Annotated in this window: 28 protein-coding genes; 7 read left to right on the top strand and 21 right to left on the bottom strand. The window is 46.2% G+C overall.

Annotated features, from left to right (window positions below; genetic code table 11):
- Positions 1-10: 10 nt before the first annotated feature.
- Together KNO87_RS07775 and KNO87_RS07770 are read right to left on the bottom strand one after the other, a co-directional pair.
- Complete coding sequence (locus tag KNO87_RS07775) at positions 11-463, bottom strand: CcdC family protein (protein WP_214795362.1); 453 nt, start codon at positions 461-463, stop codon at positions 11-13.
- A 19-nt stretch (positions 464-482) separates the two neighbouring features.
- Positions 483-1,181, bottom strand: a complete 699-nt coding sequence (locus tag KNO87_RS07770; protein WP_012726450.1) for a cytochrome c biogenesis CcdA family protein — start codon at positions 1,179-1,181, stop codon at positions 483-485.
- A 188-nt stretch (positions 1,182-1,369) separates the two neighbouring features.
- Here KNO87_RS07770 and KNO87_RS07765 point away from each other — a divergent pair, with 188 nt between their 5' ends.
- Positions 1,370-1,552: an aspartyl-phosphate phosphatase Spo0E family protein gene (locus tag KNO87_RS07765; RefSeq protein ID WP_214787745.1), complete on the top strand. Its 183-nt coding sequence runs from the start codon at positions 1,370-1,372 to the stop codon at positions 1,550-1,552.
- Positions 1,553-1,629: 77 nt separating this feature from the next.
- Here KNO87_RS07765 and KNO87_RS07760 read toward each other — a convergent pair whose 3' ends face one another.
- The 7 genes from KNO87_RS07760 to KNO87_RS07730 all read right to left on the bottom strand — a co-directional run bounded on the left by KNO87_RS07760 (position 1,630) and on the right by KNO87_RS07730 (position 9,058).
- Positions 1,630-3,393: an ABC transporter ATP-binding protein gene (locus KNO87_RS07760; protein ID WP_214787742.1), complete on the bottom strand. Its 1,764-nt coding sequence runs from the start codon at positions 3,391-3,393 to the stop codon at positions 1,630-1,632.
- Entirely contained in the window at positions 3,383-5,137 is a 1,755-nt protein-coding gene (locus KNO87_RS07755; RefSeq protein WP_214795360.1) for an ABC transporter transmembrane domain-containing protein, read from the bottom strand. Before KNO87_RS07755 ends, KNO87_RS07760 begins: the two co-directional genes overlap by 11 nt.
- Positions 5,138-5,261: 124 nt before the next feature.
- Entirely contained in the window at positions 5,262-5,495 is a 234-nt protein-coding gene (locus tag KNO87_RS07750) for a YneF family protein (RefSeq protein ID WP_012726454.1), read from the bottom strand.
- Between the two features lie 125 nt (positions 5,496-5,620).
- Complete coding sequence (gene tkt / locus KNO87_RS07745; protein ID WP_214787739.1) at positions 5,621-7,612, bottom strand: transketolase; 1,992 nt, start codon at positions 7,610-7,612, stop codon at positions 5,621-5,623.
- A 199-nt stretch (positions 7,613-7,811) separates the two neighbouring features.
- Positions 7,812-8,045, bottom strand: coding sequence for a DUF896 domain-containing protein (locus KNO87_RS07740; protein WP_012726456.1), 234 nt, complete (start codon positions 8,043-8,045; stop codon positions 7,812-7,814).
- 60 nt (positions 8,046-8,105) lie between these two features.
- A complete protein-coding gene (locus KNO87_RS07735) occupies positions 8,106-8,750 on the bottom strand; it encodes a YneB family resolvase-like protein (RefSeq protein WP_214789824.1) in 645 nt (214 codons plus the stop codon).
- 71 nt (positions 8,751-8,821) lie between these two features.
- The gene (locus KNO87_RS07730) at positions 8,822-9,058 is read right to left on the bottom strand and encodes a hypothetical protein (protein ID WP_214787737.1); all 237 of its coding nucleotides are present in this window, start codon (positions 9,056-9,058) and stop codon (positions 8,822-8,824) included.
- 203 nt (positions 9,059-9,261) lie between these two features.
- On the opposite strand from KNO87_RS07730, the gene lexA reads away from it, so the two are divergent.
- Both lexA and KNO87_RS07720 read left to right on the top strand, forming a co-directional pair.
- Positions 9,262-9,882 carry a transcriptional repressor LexA gene (lexA, locus tag KNO87_RS07725; protein ID WP_214794808.1) on the top strand — a complete coding sequence of 207 codons (621 nt, stop codon included), beginning with the start codon at positions 9,262-9,264 and terminating at the stop codon, positions 9,880-9,882.
- Complete coding sequence (locus tag KNO87_RS07720; protein WP_214794806.1) at positions 9,882-10,322, top strand: metal-binding protein; 441 nt, start codon at positions 9,882-9,884, stop codon at positions 10,320-10,322. Before lexA ends, KNO87_RS07720 begins: the two co-directional genes overlap by 1 nt.
- A gap of 139 nt (positions 10,323-10,461) precedes the next feature.
- On the opposite strand, the gene glnA is transcribed toward KNO87_RS07720, so the two are convergent.
- The 4 genes from glnA to hflX form a co-directional block, all read right to left on the bottom strand.
- Positions 10,462-11,802, bottom strand: a complete 1,341-nt coding sequence (gene glnA, locus KNO87_RS07715; protein ID WP_214787731.1) for a type I glutamate--ammonia ligase — start codon at positions 11,800-11,802, stop codon at positions 10,462-10,464.
- Between the two features lie 47 nt (positions 11,803-11,849).
- On the bottom strand, positions 11,850-12,254 hold the full coding sequence (locus tag KNO87_RS07710) for a MerR family transcriptional regulator (RefSeq protein ID WP_214794804.1): 405 nt from the start codon (positions 12,252-12,254) through the stop codon (positions 11,850-11,852).
- Positions 12,255-12,346: 92 nt separating this feature from the next.
- A complete protein-coding gene (locus KNO87_RS07705; RefSeq protein WP_214794802.1) occupies positions 12,347-13,645 on the bottom strand; it encodes a methionine gamma-lyase family protein in 1,299 nt (432 codons plus the stop codon).
- 2 nt (positions 13,646-13,647) lie between these two features.
- A complete protein-coding gene (gene hflX / locus KNO87_RS07700; protein ID WP_214787723.1) occupies positions 13,648-14,895 on the bottom strand; it encodes a GTPase HflX in 1,248 nt (415 codons plus the stop codon).
- Between the two features lie 101 nt (positions 14,896-14,996).
- Here hflX and KNO87_RS07695 point away from each other — a divergent pair, with 101 nt between their 5' ends.
- The gene (locus KNO87_RS07695) at positions 14,997-16,001 is read left to right on the top strand and encodes a site-specific integrase (RefSeq protein WP_214794800.1); all 1,005 of its coding nucleotides are present in this window, start codon (positions 14,997-14,999) and stop codon (positions 15,999-16,001) included.
- Between the two features lie 42 nt (positions 16,002-16,043).
- On the opposite strand, the gene KNO87_RS07690 is transcribed toward KNO87_RS07695, so the two are convergent.
- Entirely contained in the window at positions 16,044-17,099 is a 1,056-nt protein-coding gene (locus KNO87_RS07690; protein WP_214794798.1) for an enoyl-CoA hydratase/isomerase family protein, read from the bottom strand.
- Between the two features lie 82 nt (positions 17,100-17,181).
- Positions 17,182-17,979 (bottom strand): enoyl-CoA hydratase, encoded by a 798-nt coding sequence (locus KNO87_RS07685; protein WP_214794796.1) that lies wholly within the window; start codon positions 17,977-17,979, stop codon positions 17,182-17,184.
- A 158-nt stretch (positions 17,980-18,137) separates the two neighbouring features.
- Between KNO87_RS07685 and KNO87_RS07680 the strand changes: the two genes are divergently transcribed.
- Positions 18,138-18,557 (top strand): MarR family winged helix-turn-helix transcriptional regulator, encoded by a 420-nt coding sequence (locus tag KNO87_RS07680; RefSeq protein ID WP_214787710.1) that lies wholly within the window; start codon positions 18,138-18,140, stop codon positions 18,555-18,557.
- Positions 18,558-18,605: 48 nt separating this feature from the next.
- Here the strand turns inward: KNO87_RS07680 and KNO87_RS07675 are convergent, their stop codons facing one another.
- Both KNO87_RS07675 and KNO87_RS07670 read right to left on the bottom strand, forming a co-directional pair.
- Complete coding sequence (locus KNO87_RS07675) at positions 18,606-19,154, bottom strand: GNAT family N-acetyltransferase (RefSeq protein ID WP_214794794.1); 549 nt, start codon at positions 19,152-19,154, stop codon at positions 18,606-18,608.
- A gap of 15 nt (positions 19,155-19,169) precedes the next feature.
- Complete coding sequence (locus tag KNO87_RS07670; protein ID WP_214794792.1) at positions 19,170-20,120, bottom strand: alcohol dehydrogenase catalytic domain-containing protein; 951 nt, start codon at positions 20,118-20,120, stop codon at positions 19,170-19,172.
- A gap of 157 nt (positions 20,121-20,277) precedes the next feature.
- Here KNO87_RS07670 and KNO87_RS07665 point away from each other — a divergent pair, with 157 nt between their 5' ends.
- Positions 20,278-21,435 (top strand): MFS transporter, encoded by a 1,158-nt coding sequence (locus KNO87_RS07665; RefSeq protein ID WP_214794790.1) that lies wholly within the window; start codon positions 20,278-20,280, stop codon positions 21,433-21,435.
- A gap of 105 nt (positions 21,436-21,540) precedes the next feature.
- On the opposite strand, the gene KNO87_RS07660 is transcribed toward KNO87_RS07665, so the two are convergent.
- Positions 21,541-21,960 (bottom strand): hypothetical protein, encoded by a 420-nt coding sequence (locus KNO87_RS07660; protein WP_214794788.1) that lies wholly within the window; start codon positions 21,958-21,960, stop codon positions 21,541-21,543.
- Positions 21,961-22,423: 463 nt separating this feature from the next.
- On the opposite strand from KNO87_RS07660, the gene KNO87_RS07655 reads away from it, so the two are divergent.
- The gene (locus KNO87_RS07655) at positions 22,424-22,972 is read left to right on the top strand and encodes a DUF4256 domain-containing protein (protein WP_214794786.1); all 549 of its coding nucleotides are present in this window, start codon (positions 22,424-22,426) and stop codon (positions 22,970-22,972) included.
- Between the two features lie 680 nt (positions 22,973-23,652).
- On the opposite strand, the gene KNO87_RS07650 is transcribed toward KNO87_RS07655, so the two are convergent.
- From KNO87_RS07650 to KNO87_RS07640, 3 genes are all read right to left on the bottom strand, one after another.
- Positions 23,653-24,834: a glycine C-acetyltransferase gene (locus KNO87_RS07650; protein ID WP_214787695.1), complete on the bottom strand. Its 1,182-nt coding sequence runs from the start codon at positions 24,832-24,834 to the stop codon at positions 23,653-23,655.
- A gap of 13 nt (positions 24,835-24,847) precedes the next feature.
- Entirely contained in the window at positions 24,848-25,924 is a 1,077-nt protein-coding gene (gene tdh, locus KNO87_RS07645) for an L-threonine 3-dehydrogenase (protein WP_214787693.1), read from the bottom strand.
- Positions 25,925-26,046: 122 nt separating this feature from the next.
- On the bottom strand, positions 26,047-26,667 hold the full coding sequence (locus KNO87_RS07640; protein ID WP_214787690.1) for a histidine phosphatase family protein: 621 nt from the start codon (positions 26,665-26,667) through the stop codon (positions 26,047-26,049).
- Between the last annotated feature and the right edge of the window lie 87 nt (positions 26,668-26,754).

Genomic DNA, 26,754 nt, shown 5'->3' with positions numbered 1-26,754 from the left:
CGCTCCATTTTTACATGATCGCAATCCGTTTATATTTTTGATACATCGCAATCCGCCAAGGGACGATCATCCCCCAGGCAATCAAGTAGAACAACCCACCTGTAGAGAAGATATCGACTTCATGCCCGACCCAAACTTTCATCGCTGTACGAATCGCGAGTAGCGCGAATACGACGATAAAAAATGCTTTCGAGCGTGACAGATACACTTCTCCATCCCGCTTTTCAAAGTTTGACGTTTTGATGAGGAACAGACTAAAGATTAGTCCTACCGCTAACGCCTCAAGCACTTCGAACCATGACAAACGAAATGCAGGAATCAAAAATTGAATCATCCCGGTCGTCATGGCAAGTGGTGGAATTAAGATTTTTTTTGCATTTGTCGGTTTCGCTGATGCTTTCACACGAACGAAACTCGCCACGATCCCCATCAATAATGCAATGAGAGTCGACCCCCATAACATTGACATCTCGGTCAACCCCTTAAAATCCGGTGAATCCGACAAGCTCGCTCATCCAAGCAGCGAACCGGTTCATTCCGTCAAAATATAATAATACGCCGAATGCCATCATCAAATAGCCTCCGACTTTTGCAACTTTCGCACTGTTTCGTGCTAAGTACTTGATTTTGCCAACAAACGCGACCATCACTAAAAACGGAATCGCGAAACCGATGACATACGCCAACATGTAGCCGAGACCTTGACTCGGGTTAGTCGCGGCAAGTGCAATCACACCAGCTAAAATTGGACCCGTACACGGTGTCCATCCCGCAGCAAAGCCAATTCCGATTAATACGGTCCCAAAATATCCACTCTTCCGTTCGCCGATATCCATTTTCTTCTCGCGCATCATAAACTGAGGTTGCCATAGACCTGCCAAAAAGACGCCGAACACGAAAATTAAAATGGCGCCAAACATCCGCAAACTATCTTTATATTGGATGAATACATCAGCAATTAACGAGGTCGATAATCCGAGCACGAGGAAAACGATTGAAAAGCCGAACAAGAACGAAAACGTGTGGAACCAAGCTGTACGCTGTTTCAATCCTTCATTTTTTAATTCAGATACGGAAACCCCTGTAATATACGAGAGAAACACCGGATATAACGGGAGCGTACATGGTGACAAAAACGATAAGACGCCCGCCCCAAATGCGAGCCATAATGTGACTTCCATGACGATTTCCACCTTTCACGACCATTATAGCGAAAACCTATTTAAATTGCTCGAATCTTTTCTTTCGAAATGAAACATCATTTTGTAATTTTTGAAATGGAAATGAAACTTGTCATCTGTAAACGTAGGTGCTAAGATTTGGATATTCTAGTTCGCAAAATTCTAATTTACATGATGGGGGAACGAACGTGGCAGTCACCGCAGCAGATACACTACACCAGGCCATTGAACAGAAACGTGATGAACTGTATAAAATCGCGTCAACACACACTTGGACCTCACCAGAAGTTATTTTGGTCAGTCAAGAGCTTGACTCTCTCATTACACGTCACGTCCTATCAAAGCATAAAAAAGATCAGCATTCGAATTAACCTTGATGGCTCGTCACTTATGGTGACGAGCTTTTTTTCCATGGAAAAAGGACACCCCAATAGGTATCCTTTCCAATTCAAGACATCAGACGTTGCCCCGACTGCAATTCGTACATTTTTTTGTATAGACCATTTTGTTTTAATAATTGTTGATGATTGCCACGCTCCACGATTTCTCCACGGTGCAACACCAGAATCAAGTCAGCATCTTGAATCGTTGATAGCCGGTGAGCGATTGCAATCGTAGTACGGCCACGGCGCATGCGGTCGAGCGCGATCTGTACACGTTCTTCCGTTTCTGTATCGATTGAACTCGTTGCCTCATCAAGAATGAGTACTTTTGGATTACGGGCAACAGTCCGGGCAAATGCGAGCAATTGCCGTTCGCCGCTCGAAAATGTCGCGCCACGCTCTCCGACGACGTGTCCATACCCCGCATCTAACTTCTCAATGAACGTGTGTGCCTGGACGAACTCGGCAGCTTCACGAGCACGTTCTGAATCGATGTTTGGATTGAATAGTTTCAGATTTTCTTCAATCGTCCCGGTGAATAAAAAGGGATCCTGCAATACGAGTCCGACCTGTTGACGAAGTTCTTGCTCTTCAAATTGCTCGAGCGGCTGTCCATCAATCGTGATTCGACCAGTTCCATACGGATAAAAGCGGGTCAAAAGGTTGATGATTGAACTTTTCCCACTTCCGGTGTGTCCAACGAGCGCGACCGTCTCACCAGGTTTTGCAACGAATGAAATCTGTTTCAATACGTCGACTTCTCCGTCGTAGCTAAATGTCACATCCTCGAATCGCACTTCTCCTTCTGTAACCTTTGCCTCGCCCGGCATCTGTTTCCCTGGAGCGGGTTCATCCGTATCTAAGATTTTAAAGACCCGGTCCGCCGAGACGACGGCTTGTTGGAACTCACTCAATCGCTGCATAATATCGAGGACAGGTCGGAAGATCCGTTCAATGTAACTGATGAACGCGTAGACGACCCCGACCTGAACTTGTTCACTCATTGAGAGCACCCCGTAATATCCAAGCAACCCAATGATTGAGAAAGCAAGAAGGAGTTCGATGATTGGTCGTAGCAACATGCTGTCGAGCTTTAAGTTACGATATCGTGCCTCTTGGTGCGCCTCATTCGTCTCTTCAAACTGACGAATGAGCCGCTCTTCTTGACGAAACTGTTGGATAATCCCCATGCCGTTGATTGATTCGTTCAACTGGGCGTTTAGCTGTGACAACAGGTCTCTCACTTGCGCGAAATATTTCGTTGAGAAACGACGATATGCCCAAATGATGAGCCAGAAGAGCGGCAATAAGACGAGTCCCATCGTCGCAAGCGGCGGTTCTAATATGTATAGGAAAATATACGTCCCAATCAATTGAACAGCCGACTGCACGAACGTACTCATCACTCCGACGTACAGTTCTTTTACTGCCTCCGTATCATTGGTGATTCTTGATACGAGGACGCCCGCTGGTGTTCGATCAAAATAAGCGAGCCGCATCCCCATGACGTGGCGGAAAATATCCATTCGTATGTTTTGAACAATCTTCAATGCAATCTTCTGGAATGAGATGGATTGCAGATAGTCAAATAGGATCGCCGATAAGTGAAGAACCATATAGACCGTGAAGAGTGCAATGACCCAGTTCGTCGGGTAGACACCGGGAGTGACAAATTCATCGATGAATACTTTGATTAAAAAAGGACCAGCCAACTTAGCACCTGTCGCAATTAATAGAAAAACGAAGGCGACACTGAGTGACTTTCCGTAACGCTTCGCATAGCTGAGTAACCGTTTGATGACTTCCCATTCTTGAACATCATGCTTCATCATATCCACCCCCTTCTACAATCGCTTCAAGTTGTTGGCGATCATACGTTTCACGATACCAACCTGCTTCTCGAAGCAATTCGTCGTGACGCCCCCTCTGTACGATTTTCCCATCTTCGATCACAAGGACCTCATCCGCGTGTTCTACGGCAGAGAGGCGATGCGCAACGATGACACGAGCTTGATCAGGATTTCCGACACGGAAGTGTTCGATGATGGACTCTTCCGTCTTCGCATCTACGGCAGATAGCGCATCATCTAAGATTAAGACATCCGCTTCAGTCATGAGCGCACGCGCAATGGATATACGTTGTTTCTGTCCACCTGACAAGGTCACTCCACGTTCCCCAACGAGTGTCGCATACCCTTCCGGGAGACGGACGATATCTTCATGCACCTCAGCGACTTTGGCCGCCTCGATGATTTCCTCCATGCTCGCCTCAGGTCTTCCGAAAGCGATGTTGTTCGCAATCGAATCCGAGAATAAGAAATGGTCTTGTGGCACGACCGCAATTTTGTCCATTAACAGTGATTTTTTCACTTGGCGGATATTGATGCCTCCGATTTTAATCTTTCCATCTTTTACGTCATACTCACGGGTCAACAGACGGACAATCGTCGTCTTACCTGCACCTGTCCTTCCAACAATCCCGATTGTCTTCCCACGCTCAATCCGAAAATGGACATCATGGAGTACAACGGTATCGTCATACGCAAAGTTTCGCACATCGACTTCCACCTCTGAGTGTGCAAGTGTCGTCGCGGCCATCCGGTCATCTTGAATCTCTGGTTTGACGGCGATCATTCGTTCAATCCGGTCGTACGACGCCCGTCCACGCTCGACAATGTTGAAGAGCCATCCAAAAGCTAACATCGGCCATGTCAAAAGTGCCAAATAGGCAGTGAAGCTTACAATTTGTCCGATTGTCAATTCACCTTGTTCAATCAAGACCGCCCCATAGCCAACTGAGAGGATATACGACAAACCGACAATACCAAAGATAGTTGGATCATACAGGGCATCGATTTTGGCAACCCGTACGTTTTTTGCCATGACCTCACTCGATAAGTTCTCGAACGAGTCTACGTCTCGTTCGACTTCCCCGGTCGACTTCAAGACACGAACCCCACTCACACTTTCCTGTACTTTGTCATTCAATTCTGAAAATGCCGCTTGGGCGACCCCAAATCGGCTATGTAACATCTTCCCATATCGCGTTGTCAGAGCGACCATGATCGGGAGTGGGAGCAAAGCGACGAGCGTGAGCTTCCAACTGATTGTTGTAATCATCGTGATGATGACGAACGTTCCAAGTGTCACGCTATCGACAAGTGTTAAAATCCCTGCCCCTGCCGTCATGGATACGGCTTGTACATCATTTGTTGCGTGAGCCATCAGGTCGCCGACACGTGACTTTTTGTAAAATCGTTGATCAAGATCTGTAAAGTGCCGATACAGTTGGCTTCGAAGCATTCTCCCTAGTCGAATTGAAGCGCCGAAGATAAAATAGCGCCAAAAGAAGCGGGCAACATAATTTCCGATTCCGACGGCAGCCAGACCGCCTAGTAACATCCAAAGCGTGTTCGACGAAAGTGAACCACGGTTGATCTCATCTACGATCCGACCGATGATGCGCGGTGGAATTAATTCTAATCCCGCCACGAATACGAGTAAGACGATGCCAAGTGCATACGTCCTCCACTCGAGACGTAAAAACCAAGATAATTGTTTAAATACACGAATGTGAAACGCCCCCTTTGTCTTTACATGAAGATTATTCATTAATCGTAGCGAAAGTTTGTTCGATTGTCTAACAAAAAGAGGAAGCAAAAAAGCACTTCGGAGACCGAAGTGCTTTCATGACTGATTATGATTTCTTTTCGTTTTTCATCTGCACGTTCATGGCGCGCATCACTTGGTTGACTTTCTTCTGTGATGGCTTTTGACCCATTTGCATCATCAACGTACGAATCATATCTTCATTGATTGGCGGGTTCTGTTCAAGGTAGTTCATCATGTATTTACGCGCGATGAAGAATCCGATCGCGATACCCCCGATGAGTGCTGCCACGACAAGAAGAATCCAGAATAATGTACTCAAGGCTTTACCTCCTCTACCATATGAAACATCGTTTTTTACTATACACTAAATTGAACAACTTCGCTAGTCGTGCAGAAAAAAAGTGACGGCCAAATGAGCGGCCGCCACAACATTCTAGCATTCGATTAAAGTGATTTCACTGCATTGACGACGTTGTCGACTGACATCCCGTATTCCTTCATAAGAAGGTCTCCAGGTGCAGATGCCCCGAACTTGTCGATTCCGAGTACTTTTCCACCGAATCCTACATATTTGTACCATCCAAGTGTCGCACCCGCTTCAAGTGATACACGCTTCGTGATTGAAGATGGAAGGACAGATTCTTTATATTCAGCAGATTGAGCTTCAAAGAGTTCCCATGATGGCATTGAAACAACTGCCGCATTCACACCTTCTGACGCGAGCTGTTCACGCGCTTCGACGAGGACGTGTACTTCCGAACCTGTTCCGAGTAAGAGGACGTCTGCATCTTTCGATTCTCCTGCAACGACATATGCTCCTTTTCCTGCCGTTTCAATCGATGTGCCTTCAAGCTCAGGCAACGCTTGACGAGTCAAGACAAGAAGTGACGGTGTCGTTTTCGATGTCACAGCTTGTTTCCAAGCAGCAATCGTTTCTTTACCGTCTGCCGGGCGAAGAACAGAGAGGTTTGGCATCGCACGGAAGCTCATCAAGTGTTCAACCGGCTCGTGTGTCGGACCATCTTCACCGACTGCGATTGAGTCGTGCGTCAAGATGAACGTCGATGGGAGTCCCATGAGTGCAGCAAGACGGACTGCCGGGCGAAGGTAATCCGAGAAGACGAAGAATGTCGCACCGTAAGGAAGTACGCCACCGTGAAGTGCCATTCCGTTTACAGCTGCCGCCATTGCGAACTCACGAACACCGAACCAGATGTTACGTCCAGCTGGATCTTCATCGAAGTCCACTGCACCCTTAATCATCGAGTTGTTTGAACCGGCAAGGTCAGCCGATCCACCGAAGAGTGTCGGTACTGCTTTTGCGATTGCGTTCAACACTTCACCGCTCGTTTGACGTGTTGCTTTTTTCGAACCGATTTCGAATGTCGGCAACTCACTGTCCCAACCTTCAGGAAGTTCGTTGTTCATCGCACGCTCGAACTGTGCACCGAGTTCTGGGTGTGCCGATTTATATGCTTCTACGAGTTCGTTCCAGTCTGACTCGTATTTTGCGCCAGGCTCGACAACTTTCTCGTTGAACAAGTCGTATACTTCGTTCGGCACGTAGAACGATTCGCCTTCCCATTTATAGAACTGTTTCGTCAATTCGATTTCAGCGTCTCCGAGTGGTGCACCGTGTGAGGCTGATTTCCCTGACTTGTTCGGTGAACCGAATCCGATGACCGTTTTCACTTCAATCAATGTTGGTTTTGACGTCTCAGCTTTCGCTGCGTCGATTGCTTTTGCGATTGAATCGATATCTGTTCCGTCTTCAACACGAATGACTTGCCATCCGTATGCGTTGAAACGGTCTTCTACGCTTTCAGAGAACGACTTGTGAAGATCGCCATCGAGCGAGATATCATTTGAATCGTAAAGCACGACAAGTTTACCGAGCTTCAAGTGACCAGCGAGTGATGCTGCTTCCGCTGAAACACCTTCCATCAAATCTCCATCTCCGCAAATCCCGAACGTGTAGTGGTCAACGACGTTGAACTCGTCGCGGTTGTAAGTCGCTTCTAAATGCTTCTCTGCCATGGCCATCCCGACAGCCATCGCAATCCCTTGTCCAAGCGGTCCCGTCGTCGCATCTACACCAGCCGTATGACGGTACTCTGGGTGACCAGGAGTCTTCGAGTCCATTTGACGGAATGATTTAAGGTCGTCCATCGACAAATCATATCCAGACAAGTGAAGGAGCGAATACAAGAGCATCGATCCGTGGCCTGCCGAAAGTACGAAACGGTCACGGTTGAACCAGTTCGGGTTTTTCGGGTTATGACGCATTTTGTCTGTCCAAAGTGTAAACGCCATAGGTGCAGCACCCATCGGCATCCCTGGGTGACCAGAGTTCGCTTTTTGGACCGCATCAATTGAGAGCGTCCGGATCGAGTTAATCGCTAATAATTCTTTAGTAGTTGTTTCCACTAATTTCATCCTCTCTGTGTTAAGAAGGTTTTCTACCCGTCATATTTTATCACACTCATTCGTGTGTCACAACTAATTAATTAGTATAACACATTCATTGAAATCGTTTCCTTCAATTGCATGAAATGAACCGAAATCCGTTCGTCTGATGAGCGTTCGTGTATAACAAAAATGCACATCCTATACGAAATAGGATGTGCATTCAGCATCACTCGCCACGATAGCGTTTTTGATCTTCTTTCAATTTCTCAGGCGTGACGTCGTTGCCATCTGGATCCACGACTTTCATGCCCATCATTTGCGACTTGAACGATTGACGGAACGCCTTCAAATATTCTTGGCGTAGGTTTTGTTGCTCGTTCATTTCATCTTGAGACAGTCCTTCTGTCTTCGCTTTGTTGGCGAGGAAATTGATTCGCTCCAATTGTCCTGGTGCTAACATCTGACTCGCCCCCTCTCTAGTGAATTTGTTCTTATACTTTACAAAATCAGAGAGGAAGAATCAAGTTTCAGCAACTGACTGGTGCTCGAGATACCGTCGATTCACGGTCGCTTTCGACACTTCATACCCGAATCCACGGAGCGTTGCCGCAATCTCGGCAAACGTCAACCCACGTTCGCGCAGTTGAATGATCTCTTCAATTGGTACTTCGATTCGATGTCGCCCACCTTGATCGTTGTTCTGAATGTTCCGTTGCGGATTGAATCCGTTGGCGACGGCACGACGCATCCCACGAGAAATTTTAGCGTTGTGAATTTTCCGCTGATATTCTTCAACGACACTGACAATCTCCAACACCATCTTCTCGGCATCGGAAACGACGTAGTCCGATGTCGATTGCATCGTCAACAACCGAACGTCGTGTTTCATTAATGTGTGCAAGATGGCAATCTTGGCATTTCCTCGCCCCAAGCGACTGTCGTCCGTGACAAGCACGGCGTCCAAATCAGACGTCGACACGTGGTCAAGTAAATCAAGCAAACCCTTTCGATTCACCTCGTACCCACTTTCTTGTTCCGTGATGATATCTATGACTTCTGCCCCTAGTTGCGAAGCCAATTGCTGTAATTCATCGACTTGCCGACTGAGTGATGTCTCTTGGGTGGACTTGTTCGTCGATACCCGACAATAGACGACGACTCGCATCGCATCACTCCCTTTCATCGCATTCATTCCTTACGATACACAGTTCGAGAACGGTACGCAATGATGAACGATCACTCAGCGGCATACCATTTTGTTTTACGTTCGTTATGCTCTTCTCGCTCCGCCATGATCTGTGCTTCGAGTGATTCTGCCTGGACATACGCGACCTCTTCTTCAATCGTGCGTTCCGATGTGACGACTGGTTCAACCGCTGCCGGTTCCCCCCGCATCTCTCCTGCCAAATAAAAAGCGAACATCCCGACCAAGAGCATTCCGACTAAAATGATTCCGTTGAGTGTATCTTTCATAATTGCATTGCCTCCTGTATAAGAATATATGTTCGTTAGAACGTTTGTTCGTTTATCTGTTCTCATCATAAAACAAGAACCCGTGTTCGGTCAACAGAAAATAACGAACGAATGTTTGTACGCTCATGTGTTCTTGTGTTACACTAGACACATAAAGAATAGGATGCGTTTGCAGGTTATTCGATTACATCGAGGTGAACATAATGAAAAAAATGTCAGCGCGACAACAACAGATTCTTGATTTCATCAAAGATGAAGTTCGAGCAAAGGGATATCCACCTTCTGTTCGTGAAATTGGAGAAGCCGTCGGCCTTGCTTCTAGTTCGACCGTACACGGTCACCTAGATCGTCTAGAAAAACGCGGGTTGATTCGTCGAGACAAGACGAAGCCTCGCGCGATTGAGATTTTGACTGAAGATATGCCGACAATGGAAGAACAAGAGTCCGTCATGTACGTACCGGTTATCGGGAAAGTTACCGCCGGGACACCGATTACCGCCATCGAGAACGTGGAAGAACACTTCCCGCTCCCGGCACATATCGTTGGTTCAGATAATGTATACATGTTGTCGGTTTCTGGGGATTCGATGATTAACGCTGGGATTTTGGACGGAGACCGCGTGCTCGTCCGCCAGCAGAGCACGGCCGACAATGGAGAGATTGTCGTCGCCATGACCGATGAGGGTGAGGCGACGGTGAAACGAATCTATAAAGAAGCTTCAAAAGTTCGTCTCCAACCGGAAAATGATGAGTTAGAAGCGATGTATTTTGACAATGTTTCGATTTTAGGGAAGGTTATCGGTGTATACCGGACGATTCACTAATGGCTAGTGGCAAGACACATACTCGAACGAATCTCGTGGCAACCGGAGCACTTGCGGTTGCCACGCCTTTTCTTGAAATCGATGTTCCGTTCGCATTGATCATCGGTGCGATTATCGGCACACTCTGGCTCTCCCCGGACCTCGATTTAAAATCAGATGCCTATTATCGATGGGGTCCACTTAAATTGATATGGCTACCTTATGTGAAGCTCATGCCGCACCGCTCGCTCTTCTCGCATTTACCTGGTCTGAGTGATGTGATTAGGATTGCATACATCGGCTTTCCGCTCATCCTGCTATTACCTTTTACGGCATATGAGGCGGAGATTCGGTCATGGGTGGACGTTCACGGCATGCCGTTCTTTCTAGGACTCGTATTCGCGACGACATTGCATACGGCACTCGACTATACATCGACATTTATAAAAAAAGCATTTTGACCGACGAAAGGACCACCTTCCGACTGATCACGGAAGGTGGTCCTTTATATATATCTGCTTCATCTGAAGCACAACAAAAAGAGCAATGAACGATCCTTCTGAAGAAGGACATCCATTGCTCTTTTGCATACTTCTATTATTAGTAGAGCGTCATGTACTGATCGCGCTCCCACTCCGTTACTTGCATACGGAACATATCCCACTCGATTTCTTTCAATTCGAGGAAATGTTCGCCGATGTGCTCACCGAGTGAATCCATCACGACTTTATCCGCACGAAGGACTTCGAGTGCATCAAAGAGTGTTGCTGGGAGATCGTCGATTCCGTTCGCTACACGCTCTGGCTTGTCCATCACGTAGATGTTGCTGTCGATTGGTTTTGGTGCGTTCAAATCTTTTTCGATTCCGTCAAGACCTGAAGCCAAGAGGGCAGCAAGTGCAAGGTACGGGTTAGCCGCTGGGTCAACCGAACGTACTTCGATACGAGTCGAGAGACCACGTGCTGCTGGAACACGTACGAGCGGTGAACGGTTACGTGCGCTCCATGCAACGTAGCAAGGTGCTTCGTAGCCTGGTACGAGACGCTTGTAAGAGTTCACAGTCGGGTTACATACTGCCGTGAACGCACGAGCGTGCTCCAAAATACCAGCTGTGAATGCGCGAGCTGTGTCTGAAAGTTCCATGTCGCCATTTGGATCGTAGAAGACGTTCGTGTCGCCTTTGAAGAGTGACATGTTCGCGTGCATTCCTGAACCGTTTACACCAAAGAGTGGCTTCGGCATGAATGTCGCGTGAAGACCATACTTCGCAGCAATCGTCTTAACGACGAGCTTGAACGTTTGGATGTTATCTGCCGTTGTGACAGCATCCGCGTATTTGAAGTCGATTTCATGTTGTCCTGGTGCAACTTCGTGGTGTGATGCTTCGATTTCAAAGCCCATGTTTTCAAGTTCGATCACGATTTCTTTACGGCAGTTCTCACCGAGGTCAACTGGTGCCAAGTCGAAGTATCCACCTTGGTCGTTGAGCTCAAGTGTCGGACGGCCTGATGCGTCTTTCTTGAACAAGAAGAACTCTGGCTCTGGTCCAACGTTGAACGCTGAGAAACCGAGTTTTTGCATTTTCTCAAGGTTACGTTTGAGTGTACCGCGTGGGTCACCGCTGAACGGTGTACCGTCTGGATTATAAATATCACAAATTAAGCGAGCGACTTTTCCGCTGCCATCTGTCCACGGGAAGACAACCCATGTGTTGAGGTCTGGATATAAGTACATGTCTGATTCCTCGATGCGGACGAATCCTTCGATTGACGATCCGTCAAACATCATCTTGTTATCAAGTGCTTTGTCCAATTGGCTGATCGGCACCTCGACGTTTTTGATTGTTCCGAGGATGTCCGTGAATTGAAGACGAATAAAGCGTACGTCTTCCTCTTGTGCGATGCGTTTAATGTCTTCTTTTGTGAACGTTTTTCTGGCCATGGTAAAATGTCCCCTCTCACATTGTGTAATGGTTGATGTGTGCGTCGTTATCGATAAAAACGCGAAAGCTCACCTTGAATGAGCGACGTCTTATTGAAACGGCCGGCTTCTTGAAGCTGTGTTTTCAATAAATGATGTAACTCTTTTTCCGAAACCTTTGGTGCTTCATTGACCGGTGCGGTCGGAGCAGTTGTTTCCGCTTCCTTCTCACCTTCTTGCTCTAACATGTGGCGAATTGCCGCCAAATTAAAGCCTTGGTCAATGTAATCCTTGATTGCGAGTAGACGTTCGACATCATTAAAGGAATAAAGCCGTCGTTTCGATTCCGTCCGACTAGGCGAAATCAGACCCTGTTCTTCATAATACCGAATCTGTCTACCAGTCAGTTGCGTCAGATCTTGGACGATTCCAATCGGAAACAACGGGTTGGAGCGACGAAATTGATCAGCCATCCTTACCCCTCCTTTTCTGTCTCACAATGTGAGAATAATACATGACAACAATCCTGTCAATAGATGTTAAGAAAGTTAACATGACAGAATGGTTACAAATGCGTGTGTTGATTTTGATCGTTGAATTCGACCAATCCTTTGTCGTGTAATTGGCTCAACGCCAACATGAGAGCGACTTTTACGTGAGCATACGTCAGACCACCTTGAACGTACGCTGTATAAGGTGCCCGAAGCGGGCCATCCGCTGATAGCTCGATCGACGAACCTTGAATGAACGTTCCAGCCGCCATGATGACATCGTCTTCGTATCCCGGCATGTAGGCCGGGACGGGTAACGCATGTGCGTTTACCGGCGATGCCATTTGGATGCTTTGACAAAATGCAATCATCTTCTCGCGGTCGCGGAACGTCACCGATTGAATCAAGTCCGTTCGAGGAGTCGTATAGTGCGGGTCTGTCTCAAATCCAATCAAAGACAGGAGACTAGCTGTCAAGTGGGCTCCTTTGAGCGCCTGCGCCACAGTGTGAGGGGCCATATAGAAACCTTGATACATCTCCTGAAGCGAATAGAGTGAAGGACCTGCCTCACTACCGATACCTGGTGTTGTCATCCGGAAAGAACAACGTTCAATCAATTCTTTTGTTCCGGCAATATAACCACCCGTTTTCGCCAATCCGCCACCTGGGTTTTTGATGAGAGAACCCGCCATCAAATCTGCCCCGACATGCGTCGGCTCGATCGTCTCGACGAACTCTCCGTAACAGTTGTCAACGAACACATATACGTGCGGATGCGCCGCTTTGATCCGTTCGATCGCGACTTTGATCTCTCCGACAGGAATACTGCGACGATTCGCATATCCTTTCGAACGCTGAATCCCGACGAGTTTCGTCTCCGGACGAATCCGTTCAAGAACGAGGTCGATGTCGATTTCACGATCCTCTTTTAATTCGACGGTATCGTAATGGACACCAAGTTCTTTTAATGAACCACGACCGTCTCCACGGATACCGACGATTTCCTCGAGCGTGTCGTAAGGTTTACCTGTGATATACAGTAATTCGTCACCCGGTAACAGGACACCGAACAAGGCAATCCCAATTGCGTGGGTACCCGAGATGATTTGCGGTCGGCATAATGCGAGCTCTGCTCCGAACACGTCTGCATAAATCGACTCGAGCGTGTCACGACCGAGATCATCATATCCATACCCCGTCGTCGGATTAAAATGAAAATCCGATACTTTGTGCTTTTTAAACGATTCGAGAACACGATACTGGTTGAACTCAGCCGTCTCCTCAATCTTTTCAAAAAATGGTTTCACTCGCTCCTCGGCCTTTTTCACATACGGCGCGAGTGCATCATAATGTTCAATCTTTTCTTGCCACATACTTACACCTCAAATTGTTTTAGCGTCGCATATAGACGCGTGTCTTCTCTCATATAACCGATCAACTCGACCGAGCCGTCATCTAAGAAACTCTCCTCAAGACGATACATCGCCTCTTTCGCCGGGTGATAATGTTCAAAAGCCGTCACCGGTAAGACGACGTGGACTTTTGTCAAAATGTCCGAGATTTTATCTTCGAGTGCACCAATCAACTGTTCGATATCTTCTGGTGCAATTGCCGAGATCAACAGGGGTCCACCGACGAAGTCTTCCGTAAGACGGTCTTTCTTATTATATACCTCGAGTTGTGGGACCTCACTCGCACCGAGTTCTTCCAATACGGCATTCGTCGTATCGATTTGGTTCAAATAATGTGGGTTCGACGCATCGATGACATGAAGGATCAAATCGGCACCGACCACTTCTTCCAAAGTAGAACGGAAGGCGGCAACGAGTTTCGTCGGTAAATCACGGATAAATCCGACCGTATCTGTGATCAGCACTTTCCCACCGCGTGGAAGTTCGAGTTCACGCGTCAAGGGGTCAAGTGTTGCGAACAACTCATCCTGTTCATACGTATCTGCATCCGTCAATCGGTTAAAGATTGTCGATTTCCCGGCATTCGTATACCCGACGAGCGCGACCTGGAATACGCGATTTTCTTTCCGACGTTCCCGGTAGCGATCCCGGTGTGCGACCGTTCCTTCGAGTTGTTTCGTAATCTCATCGATACGACGCTTGATGTGGCGACGGTCCGACTCAAGTTTTGTCTCACCCGGTCCACGTGTCCCGATTCCACCACCGAGTCGCGATAACTGTGTCCCTTGTCCGATGAGACGTGGTAGTAAATAGTTCATCTGCGCGAGTTCGACCTGCAATTTCCCTTCGCGCGATTGCGCACGGCTCGCAAAGATGTCTAAGATGAGCTGCGTGCGATCGATCAGCTTCATCTCATCCGGGTCGTTCAAGGCGATGCGAATGTTCTTCGACTGCGCCGGTGTCAACTCGGCGTTGAAGATTAACAAATCCGGCTCGAACTGTTCGACGAGCATCGCGAGCTCCTCAATTTTCCCTTTCCCGATAAAGGTACGACGGTCGACTTGTTGACGTTTTTGGTCGAGCCGAGCGACGACTTCACCTTGCGCCGTATCCACGAGTTCGACGAGCTCGCCCATCGACTGTTCATATGTCCAATCATCGACATTCGGTAACTGACAGCCGACGATGACAACTTTTTCACGTTCTATCATGTAATCCCTCATTCCATAAAGTCTCACCTTTCATCTTACCACGAATCAGCGTATAGAGAACGTCCGTTTGTGGTAGGATAAAGGAAGAAGGAGGCTCGACCATGACGAAACGTAGAAAAGACTATCCGCTCCCCGAATTTATCGAAACATACTTGTATCATCTCGGAGCAAGCGGCCGTCAACCCTCGACGCTTAAACGCTATCGCTACGACTTGATTGATGTGCACAAGTACTTTCACGACCACAATGTCGAATTGAACGAACCGACGGACTGGTTAGACGTTCCAATCGAATCATGGAAAACGTTCGTGAATGATTTTCTAATCGAAGAAAAGCATTATCAACAGGCGACCGTCGCCCGAATCGTCACGGTCATCAATAGCCTGACCCACTTTTTAAATCCATTACGAAAAAAAATGCTAGCCTACTCGCAACCGGCACATACGTTGTCCGTCGACCAGATCGCGCTCGAGTCTGAATTTGACCGACTCGTTCATACGATTCGTTCGACGAGAGGATTGAGCGAGAATCAGTTGCAAGCCCATCCCTATCTCGTCAATCGGAATGAACTGATCGTGACGCTCTTCTATAAATACGGCTTGCGCGTCCATCACATCATTCGTTTGCGAATGAGCGACCTGCATCTGGCCGACCACACCTTTGACGTGTATGACCGTCTTGGAAATCAGTTCACCTTGAAACTGTCACAGGAAGACCAATCGTTACTCATGAATTATTTGGCTGATATCCCTACACCAGTACGACCACGTTGGTACTCGGAAGACCCGGTCTTCGTCTCATTCGATTTCGCACGGATGACGTTCCGCTGGGTGTATGCGAAAAATCAACCGAAGCAATTGACGATCGTCATGATCACGAAGATGATGCGGCAGCTGAACGAACGGAGCAGACTCGCGCGTTCGGTCACCCCGTCAATGCTACGGAACGCTCATGTATTAAAGACATATGCGACCGACATGACTCCAATCGAGCGGATGAACCTTACGTGTATGCATAAAGAATCTTCCTTACGTCGATACGAACAGGCGTATGAAGAATTTGGAACTGAATTATTCAAATCAGACGAAAGACCCGCCCTCTCGTGAAGGGCGGGTCTAGTTCTGTCATTACGCGTCAACGACCCTGAGCTATACCGTTTTGAAAAAAGATTCAACTTGCTGTTCTGTCACTTCGTCAAGTGTAGTAGGACTCCATTTGGGAGAACGATCTTTATCAACTAGAACTGAACGAACCCCTTCATAGAAATCATGACATTTCATAAAATTCAATGCGAGGTTTTGTTCCATATCAAAACAAGCTTGAAGAGATAGCCCCTTCCCTTTCTGAATTTGACGAAGGGTTACTTTTAGTGACGTCGGTGATTTAGATAGAAGTGTCCTCATCGTGATTCCTTCCCATTCATCACCTTGATTTGCAGATACCTGGAGTGATGAAATGATTTCTTCAATCGTTTCAAACCGAAAGTGATGATCAATTTTGTCTTGTATCGATGATATTGACGAAGGAAGAGAAACAGGGCTTCGAAATGACTCCAATAGTTGATCGAGTTCTGTTTCAACTGCATTTGGCGTCCAATGTTTTTCCATCATGCTTTCTTTTAATCTCGGCCAATCTTTGCTCTCCATATAATAGTCAGCCGCTCCAACGTAAAGTACATCGGTTGCATGTATGACACTAGCGGTTAGCGCGACGTAAGTACCAACCAAACCAGGCATTCGATTCAAAAAATAACTTGCCCCGACATCAGGGAAAAAACCGATGTTCATTTCAGGCATTGCCCACTTTGATGACTCGGTGACAATCCGATGTGAGGCACCAATGGAGAGGCCAACGCCACCTCCCATAACTACGCCATCCATCAATACGACGACTGGTTTTGGATAATGATGAATTGCATTGTCTAATCCGTACTCAAGCGAAAAGAACTGATTGGCGTACGCTTCATTACCTTTTTCTTTTAAATCGTATAAGGTTCGCATATCCCCACCTGCACAAAAACCCTTTTCGCCTTCTCCATAGATGCATATCAATGACACACGGTCATCTGACTTCCATTGCTTTAACAGTTCATTCATCGTATCTACCATGTCAACATTTAAAGAGTTTAACGCACGGGGGCGATTCAGCTTGATCCATCCAATCCCATTTTGAACTTCTGTGACGACACTTTCTCGAGTATCCACTATCGATCACCGCCTTGAGTATAGGTAATATGACTACTACACAACATAAACTTGCTGAAAACAGGTTGAAATGATCCAATCATTATTTATCTTGGAATTCTGCCTCACGTTTTTCGATAAAAGCATTGACTCCTTCTTTCATGTCTTCCGTTGTAAATAACTTCGCCCAGAGGTCCGCTTCAATTGCGAGACCTTCGTCTAATGTTGTTTCCAACCCTTTATTTACCGCTTCCATCGTTGCCGCAATCGATAATCGACTCTTTTTAAGCGCAATGGCTTCGGCAAGTTGTTTCGCTTCATCCATCAACTCGACAAGGGGCACTGATTTGTTGACTAAGCCAATCGATTCCGCTTCTTTCCCACCAATGACTTTACTAGTCAAAATCATTTCAAGAGCCTTCGATTTATTTGTGAGCCGTGCCAACCGCTGTGTTCCTCCAAAGCCCGGTATTAATCCTAAGTTCAGTTCAGGTTGTCCAAGTTTGGCTTCGTCTGCAGCAATCCGCATGTGACAACTCATTGCAAGCTCCAAACCTCCACCTAAGCAAGCTCCATTAATCGCAGCAATGACAGGTTTGTTTAATTGTTCGATCTTGTTTAAGACAGCTTGTGCTTCTACAGATAGTAATTTTCCTTTATCTTCACTATCGAACGCTGATACAAACTCTTTGATATCAGCACCCGCAATGAAGAATTTTCCTTCCCCTGTAATCACGACTGCCTTGATCTCTGAATCATTCGCGACATAATCAACGCAAGCTGATAATCCACTAACCGTCTCTGAACTGATTACGTTTGCTGGTGGATTATTGACGAAAAGATAGGCTACGTGATTTTCGACTTTTACATGGCAATTTGAAAATTGTTTTTCATTACTCATTTTTTGTTGTCCTCCTCATTTTGCATTACGTTTCATCATGAAGTTGATTTCTAGCTGTCAAACCTAGATTCGCATATCAAATTGTTTTGTACCAAAACTGTTTCACCACGAAATTTAACATGATATGATAAGTAGTGTCAAGATAAGGGGAGAACGATATGGAATTGAAAGATTGTATTAACTTTTTACTAAGCGCAAGCCAGAATAAGGTTTTTAAATATTTCAGCAAGCTACTAGAAGAATATGAAGTGACTCCAGCTCAATATGGGGTATTGAATTGTTTATGGAGGGAAGGACAACTTTCCCCGAAACAGATTGCAGAAAAGTTATATTTAGAGGCTCCGACAATTTCAGGAATACTCGATAAAATGCAAAAGGCAGGACTCGTCGAGCGTTCGATTGACCCTGATAATCGTAGAAACGTATTGGTTGTACCTACTCAAAAAGCTGAAGAATTGAGAAGTGGAATCGAAGCTGCGACAATCGAACTGAATGAAAAAGTTTTCGACCATTTATCGGATCGAGATGTGGAAATTTTAAAAAAGTCATTAGAAATTATCATACAAACCGATTATTGACTTGCAAAAAGGACATTCTCCCATCAAGAGAGAATGTCCTTCCTATTTTTATCTTACCCATTCATTCCGTAGCAACCCGTAAACGACATGGTCGACATAACGATCATATAGCCATTCCGCATCTCGAATGACCCCTTCTTCTTTAAAGCCAAAGCGTTCAGGGAGAGCCCGACTCTTCAAGTTCTCTGTCGCGACTCGAATCTCAATTTTATTTAGATTAAGATCACGGAATCCATATTCGATGATTGTCTCGAGTGCCTGACTCATGATTCCCTTGCCTTGAAAATCTTGTCCGAGCCAGTAACCGATCGTACCACATTTGATACCACGGTCGATTTCGTTGAATCCGATCGTCCCGGCAAGCACGCCTTTATACATCAAAGCGAACGATTTTGGGAATCCACCCGTTTCAATCAATCCTTTGATTCGTCCTTCTATGTTCTGCTTTGAATCCTCTACTGACTCGATATAATCAAGCCACCCCAGCCACTCTCTTAGGTAAGGTTTCGATTCCATCGTCAGTTGAAATAATGCTTCCGCGTCCTCTACATTAAACATTCTCAGTGTTATATCGTCATTTATTTTATAATCAAGCATATGAATCCATCCTTCTCACTCATCAAATGATGTATTTTCGTTTTTATATGTCACGGAAACTTTAATTGGATTGATGACACCTTCACTTAATTCTTGAAACGTACCAATCAAGCTATCTTGTTCAATGTCTAACTCAAAAATCTCTTTTATGTATGGAGTTCGCCGACTCGCTTCAAAATACCAGCTGAAGTGTTCTGTATAATCCCAGCCATCACTAGACCCAACAATATGTAGTTCTTTCTCATAAAATTGAGGTTGTAGCACCAATTCTTCTCGATTACCGTCTGATAAAATACAGATCGATCCATTCGGCTTAACAGCTTCTTGAAGGTTCATGAATCCATCATTGCGAGCCGAACATTCAATGCCGTAATCATAAAAGCTCTCTTTCACCTCATTCGGGGTATATACACAGCCAGCTCCAAACGTATGAGCCAGTTCTTTTCGATTCGAATCTGGCTCAATCGCATCAATCATCGTCACACCATAATAGGTGCGTAGATAATAGATCGCGAGTAACCCTATCGTTCCCAGACCGGAAACAATGACCGAATCGGTAGAAGATGGTGCTAATTTTCTAACTCCTTTCGCTGCATCGCAAGATAAAATCGCTAACAACGCTGTTTCATAGTCTACTTCAGGTGGAACATAAAACGCTTTTTGTTCAGAGACAATCCCATACGTTTGTTGCCCATAAAAGGCAATTACTCGGTCGCCAACATGGAGTGTTGTGACATTCTCACCCTTATCTACAACCCTTCCATAACTCTCATATCCCACTTTACGAGGATAGATCGGACTTGCATCAGTCAAATCCGTTGCTTCAAATTGGGGAATCTCTGCACCAATGCTAATGGCAGTAGCGATGGTTTCAATCAAAACCTGATCCGCCTCAAGAGTCGGTATTCGTGTTGTAACCCACTCCAACTTCTTTTTACCTACGAGTTTCAAAGCTTGTTGAATCATTTCATCCTCCCACTATGACAATTTCACCCATATGACAAGTTTACAGAATTCATCAAATTTTGTATAATTATTTTTATATCATTTTATGAAGAGGTGAAAATGTGTAAAAACGATTCGTCCAACCCACCTAATTGAATAGATTCGGAGGAGATTTGTGATGAAATCGTTTTACACACTGCTCGTTAGCCAATGGCTCGCAAACATTGGCGATGTCCTATACATCGTCGCGCTCATTGCCTTGCTGTATCAACAAACTGGGTCCGCTCTCATGGCGGCTAGCTTCCCGATTGCCGTGACTGCCGGTATGACGCTCAGCGGCCTCTTTTTCGCCCGCATCCTCAGTCGCTTCTCGCTCGGGAAAACGCTCGTCCTGTCACAACTGATGAAGACGGTCACCCTTGTACTCGTTCTCTTCACGGATTCGATTCTTGTTCTCGGACTTGTCGTGTTGATTGCATTCCTCGATGGGTTCGCGCGTCCGATCCAAGCGTCATTTATCCCAAGATTGACGACGAATCGTCAACAAGCGAACAGCCTAGTTCAAGGGTCCAATCAGTTCATCCAACTCGCGATGTGGCCAATTGGCACGATGCTCGTCTCTCTCATGTCGAGTGCCTTTGCGTTAATCGTTTCGCTCATTCTTTTCAGCCTCTCCACAATCGTGACGTTTTACTTCAATCAATCGCTTACGGAAGACGTGATGGATGACGAAACGGATGAATCGATTTCCTTACTTGAAAGCCTCACTTATGTAAAGACGTCACCATTCGCACGTCGCGTGACCTGGTTTGTCACGTATGAATCCTTCGTCAGTACACTTTGGATTTCCGCCTTGCTTCTCGTCTATCTCGAGCGACATTTACAAGTTGATACGGGCTGGTGGGGAACGCTTAACGCATCCTTTTTGATCAGCATGATTGCGGTGAGTGCCTACCTTTATCGATCACGATACGCACCCTCGCTATCGTCGACTGTCATCTTATCCATTGTCGCTGCCATTTTGTTCGGCATGACTGCACATCTCGCGTTTGCGATTCTGGCGTTAGTCATTCAAGGGGCAGCCACACAAATGCGGATCATTCAGACAAATACCGTCATTCAAGACCGGATCCCGGCTACACAGCTTCCTTATGTATATAGTGTGCAACAAACGGGATACGCCCTCGCATTCAGTATAGGAAGTTTATTGTTCGGTCTTCTCGCGGACGGCCTACCGATCGATTCGGTTTACCTTCTCGGAGCACTTTTGACCCTTCCGTTGATTTGGATTGGGCGATTGACTGAACAGTCCATGTTAACCGTATCATCTGTATAAACAACAGGCGCCTTCTCTAAGAGAGGGCGCCTTAAGTATAGAATTTTCCACCGAAATAAATAGTTGGACGTCCTTTTCAATGACAATCCAGTGTTTCATTTCCCCCTATTCGTCACTCTCGTATTGAAATACTCCTACGCCATAGCCTCGCTTCACATCTCCTAAAATAAAAAGTGACAGAAAGCTTGCCTCGGTCTCAATCAAAAATCGAAAGCTTTCCAACTCATCACTCTCCTCAATCATCGTAATCAATTGAAGAAGTTCAACTTCAGATACGTTTGGAAGATGACAGGTCATCATATACTCATTCGACCACATCCATTTTCCGTAATACTCGACACTGTATTCACACTTTTTCACATCTGCCCATTTTTTGAGATCAGATAGAAATCGATTTTTCTTCGACACCACCTGAAAAGAAGAAACGTCTAGTAATGTTAATAGTCGGGAGATGAACGATGGGGCCGACGTCACTTTTGGTAACCCATACTCCCTCCAGCTGCTATCCAACGGTAAGTTAAACATTCTTTCACTCTTTAGTGAATACGAATCAGGATCATGAAAGTTGCGACTATTAGCACATAAGAAATCAACAGTCGAGATACTATGATCATTTAGATGATTGACAAATTCATGGGATGAATAGATTTCTCGACGATATGGATCGTATAAGAAAAGGAGTTGTTCCTCTATATAAACGCCCAGAGGCAAGGTCAAATCAACGTACCGAAGTCGTCCTAATTGTGACTTTGTGATAATCACGTCAAGTTCACAGTAATCTGTGACTCGATATGAACTGACAGGCAATCGACTCAAATAGTCTGTTTTCAATGTGAACAGATCCATTGTCTGAAATGAGTTTACCTTTAGATGCTCAACGTTTATTTCATCAAAATTCAATTTGGATTCCCCTTTCTCACAATGGAATAGACAAACAGTATCGACTCATATCGTATACTAGAAGAAACAAATGATCGGAGTGATTTCCATGTCGAAACTTTCACAGGAAGAAACCCTCGAGTTACTAAATACCTTAGAGTCTCGTTTTGCCGAAAACGTTGAACGTCATCCTGACGAAGTGTGGTCAGACGTATTGGAACGAATTCAAATTAATCAGGACAAGTTGGCTACACTCTCATTAATGGAACAGACAGGAGGCGAACCCGACGTAATTCGTCTAGCTAACGGAGATCTCGCTTTTTGCGACTGTTCAGTCGAGAGTCCGAGCGGTCGACGAAGCCTCTGTTATGACGAACCAGCTCTTGAGGCACGTAAAAAGAATAAGCCCGTCGGAAGCGCGGTCGCCTTATCTGAACAGATGGGCATAACCCTTCTCGACGAAGAAACATACCGACACTTACAAACACTCGGTGCATTCGATTTGAAGACGTCGAGTTGGATTCACACACCAGACACCATTCGTCAAAAAGGTGGCGCCCTATTCTGTGACCGCCGCTATGATCACACCTTCGTCTATCACAATGGTGCAGACTCTTATTATGCGGCTCGAGGATTTAGAGGAATACTCGTGATTTAAGCAAAGCATTGCGCTTTGCTTCTTTTTTATCGGAATAACCAACTAAGGAGTTGCGGAATATACATGATGAAAAACAAACTGACAGGAATCACTGCGAAAAGCCTTAATATCCACGTATATTTACCCTTGAACTTCCTGAAGTAGAACAGCAACGCACCAAACGCAATCGCATTCGCTGTCAAATTCGGTTCTTCTATTCCGTTCTCAATCCATTGCTTGAAAAAAAACTTCCATCCAGGAAAGGATTCGAGGGCGAACGACTCACTGAAACTCGGTGTAAGGTTGTATTTCAGCCTCACAAACCAGGCTCCTATATAGACAGAGATGAATAAGAGCGCGTAGCACATTAGTACAACGTTCCACAATTTCTCTTTCCAACCCTCACTCCGAAAGTACAAGACATACATCACAATCAAGACACTAAAGATCACATTTATGATGAATGGTGGTGAAATCGTCAGAATCGAAAACGTCTCTCGATCTAACACCATTCCCACTTGAAATATTCCTTGCTGAAACATATCCTTTCCTCATTTCTGATATGTACTGATTAAATTAGATTGCGGTAATTGAAATATTTTTAAAAAATACGTTATACTTCGGCTTACTCTATCTGAATATACTCGATTTCACGTGCAAATCCATCAAAAAACTGCAGACAAATCGTCTGCAGTCCTCATTCATGCGTGTAGTGTCACATTCAACTCTTCCGCTACCGTTTTAAACGCCTCGAGTGCACGTTCGAGGTCATCTCGCGTATGCTCCGCTGTGACGATGGTCCGGATGCGTGCTTTTCCGCGCTCAACTGTTGGGAAGGCGATACTCTGTGCGAATACGCCGTGCTCCTTCAACTTGTCCGAGAACGTATGCGCGAGCGTCTCTTCACCGAGCATGACCGGTGTGATTGGTGTTGTCGCATGTCCGATATCGAAGCCGAGGTCGCGAAGTCCGTTCTTGAAGAATTCCGTGTTCGCCCATAGCTTATCGAACAACTCTTCTTCCTCTTTCATGACACGGATTGCCTCACGGTTCGCCGCAACGACTGCCGGTGGATGTGATGTCGAGAAGAGGAACGGGCGACCTTTATGAATCAAGTAATCCCGCACGTCTTGTGAACAGGCGACGTAACCGCCGAGAACTCCGATCGCTTTTGAAAGCGTCCCGACTTGTAACGCGACACGACCGTCCAAACCGAAGTGGTTGACCGTTCCGCGACCGTTCTTCCCGAGAACGCCGGATGCGTGAGCATCATCAACCATGACCGCAGCATCATATTTCTCTGCAAGTTCGACAATCGCTGGAAGTGGTGCGATGTTCCCGTCCATCGAGAACACACCGTCCGTTACGACGAGACGTGTCCGATAATCTTGTGTCTCTTTTAACGCCTTCTCCAAGTCTTCAAGGTCGACGTGCTTATAAATGCGTCGCGCTGCTTTCGTAAGACGAATCCCGTCGATAATCGACGCATGGTTGAGTGCGTCACTGATGACGACATCCTCTGGTCCGAGAAGTGCAGACAAGACCCCGAGGTTCGTCGCGAATCCTGATTGGAAGACGAGTGATGCTTCTGTATGTTTGAACTCTGCAAGTTCGCGCTCAAATGCTTCGTGCATCTCGAACGTACCGGCAATCGTCCGAACCGATCCTGTTCCCGCACCGTACTGTTCGACCGCTTCAACTGCCGCTTGTTTTAATCGCGGATGGTTCGCAAGTCCGAGATAGTTGTTTGATGACAACTGGACGAGTGATTTCCCGTCGATTGTCACTTCGTTCCCTTGTGCCGATTCGAGCGGGACGAGCTTACGGAACGTCCCTTGTTCTTTCATCTCATTGATTGCTTCTGTAATATGTTCAAATGCCATGTTGTTTCCCCCTTTATGGTAGTAAGACGACCTTTCCACATTTCCCTGCCCGCATGAGTTCGAATCCTTTTTCAAACTCTTCAAGCTTGAAGACGTGTGTGATGATTGGTTCGACATTCAATTGACCCGTCGCGAGCATCGTCGAGACTTGGCCCCACGTCTCGTACATCTTACGTCCCGTGATGCCTTGTACACGGACGCCTTTAAAGACGACATCCCGTGTGAGGTCGATGGCGACCGGACGAGCTGGAAGTGACAAGACGTTAACGTCCCCACCTGCCGTGACCATTTTGAACGCTTGGTCGATGGCGATTGGATGTCCGCTCATCTCACAGACGACGTCGATTCCATCTCCATCTGTTTCGCGTTCGATTAATTCGAGCGGATTCTCTTCTAAGCTGTTGATGACGACATCCGCTCCCATCTCTTCAGCAAGTTTCAAACGATACGGGTTGACATCGATCGCATAAACGCGACTCGCGCCAGCTGCTTTGGCAACGCCGACTGCCATGAGACCGATTGGTCCACATCCGACGATGGCGACCGATTTGGCGGATACGTCACTCGCTAGCACAGTATGCACCGCGTTTCCGAGCGGTTCTTGAATGGATGCGAGTTTTGCCGGCATCGTTTCCGGGTTCACCCAAAGGTTCTCTTCAGGCATGACAACATATTCTGCGAAACAGCCTTGCGTATCCACACCAATGATTTTTGTGTTTTTACAGATGTGATATTGTCCACGTAAGCATTGTTTACATTGATGACAGACGATATGCGTCTCAGCGGACACTGTCTGTCCGACTTTGATGCGCTTCGTCCCTTCCCCGAGTGCCACGACTTCTCCCGAAAACTCATGACCGAATACGTACGGTGGTTTAACGCGGCTCTGTGACCACTCATCCCACTCATAGATGTGGACATCGGTCCCGCAAATCGATGTCGCTTTGACTTGAATGAGTACCTCTCCAGGTCCCGGTGTCGGAACGGGTACTTCGACTAGCTTTGCCCCAAACCCGGCCGTGTGTTTTTGAATCGCTTTCATTACTGGTGTCGTTGTTTCCGTCTCTGTGGTTGACACGAGTTGTTCCATTGAAAACGTCCCCCTCTTGTCTCTTATGATCGAACGATACGTTCTTTATCATCTTGTCATAAAATGACGAAACTGAGAAGATGCATCATGATTTTTTTATGACATTCTTCTGATGTCTAGTCTTAATATGTTCCACTCAGTTGATGGGAGGTGTCTCCAATCAGCATTTCTTTAAATCCTTGCGTTGAAAACTCAATAATCGATAAGCTCGTTCCTTCGATTTCGTCATCGAACCACAATTCGGACAGATTGACTTGTCGCACTTCCCTCAATATTGCCTGAATCACCATTCCGTGTGTCACAATCAGAACATTGCCGTGTTCGTTCGACTGAATGATTTGATGAATCACTTTCGAAATACGACTCGTAAAAGCTATCAGTTCTTCCCCTTGATTCGATTGAGGATCATATTGACTTGGATTTGACCAAAAAGTTTCGAATACATCCATTCGTTCGATTTCATGCTCAGCCTTCCCTTCCCAATCACCAAATGAGATTTCATTCAAGTCATCTAAGATATGTACAGGTGTATCTAAAGATACGTTCATCGCTTCTAACGTTTGAACGGCTCGACCACTTGGGCTCACATAAACAGACTCGAATTTAATCGTTCGAAGTCGGTTACCTAACTTTTCCGCATTCAGTACCCCCTCACTCGTTAACTGCGAATTCTGTCGCCCTTGTAGACGTCCTTCTTTATTCCACTCTGTCTGCCCATGTCTGACAATATATAACTGCAACACCTTAATCACTCCTTTGACTTCACCATAAAAAGAGGAGCCATCCGCGCCGATGGCTCCTCTTCACAAGAATAGGACCTATGTCCCGAC

Origin of the sequence: Exiguobacterium sp. s34, assembly GCF_018617435.1 — a bacterium.
Taxonomy (GTDB): domain Bacteria; phylum Bacillota; class Bacilli; order Exiguobacteriales; family Exiguobacteriaceae; genus Exiguobacterium; species Exiguobacterium aestuarii.
The sequence above is the reverse complement of the archived record's forward strand: the minus strand, read 5'-3'. Positions and strand labels throughout refer to the sequence as shown.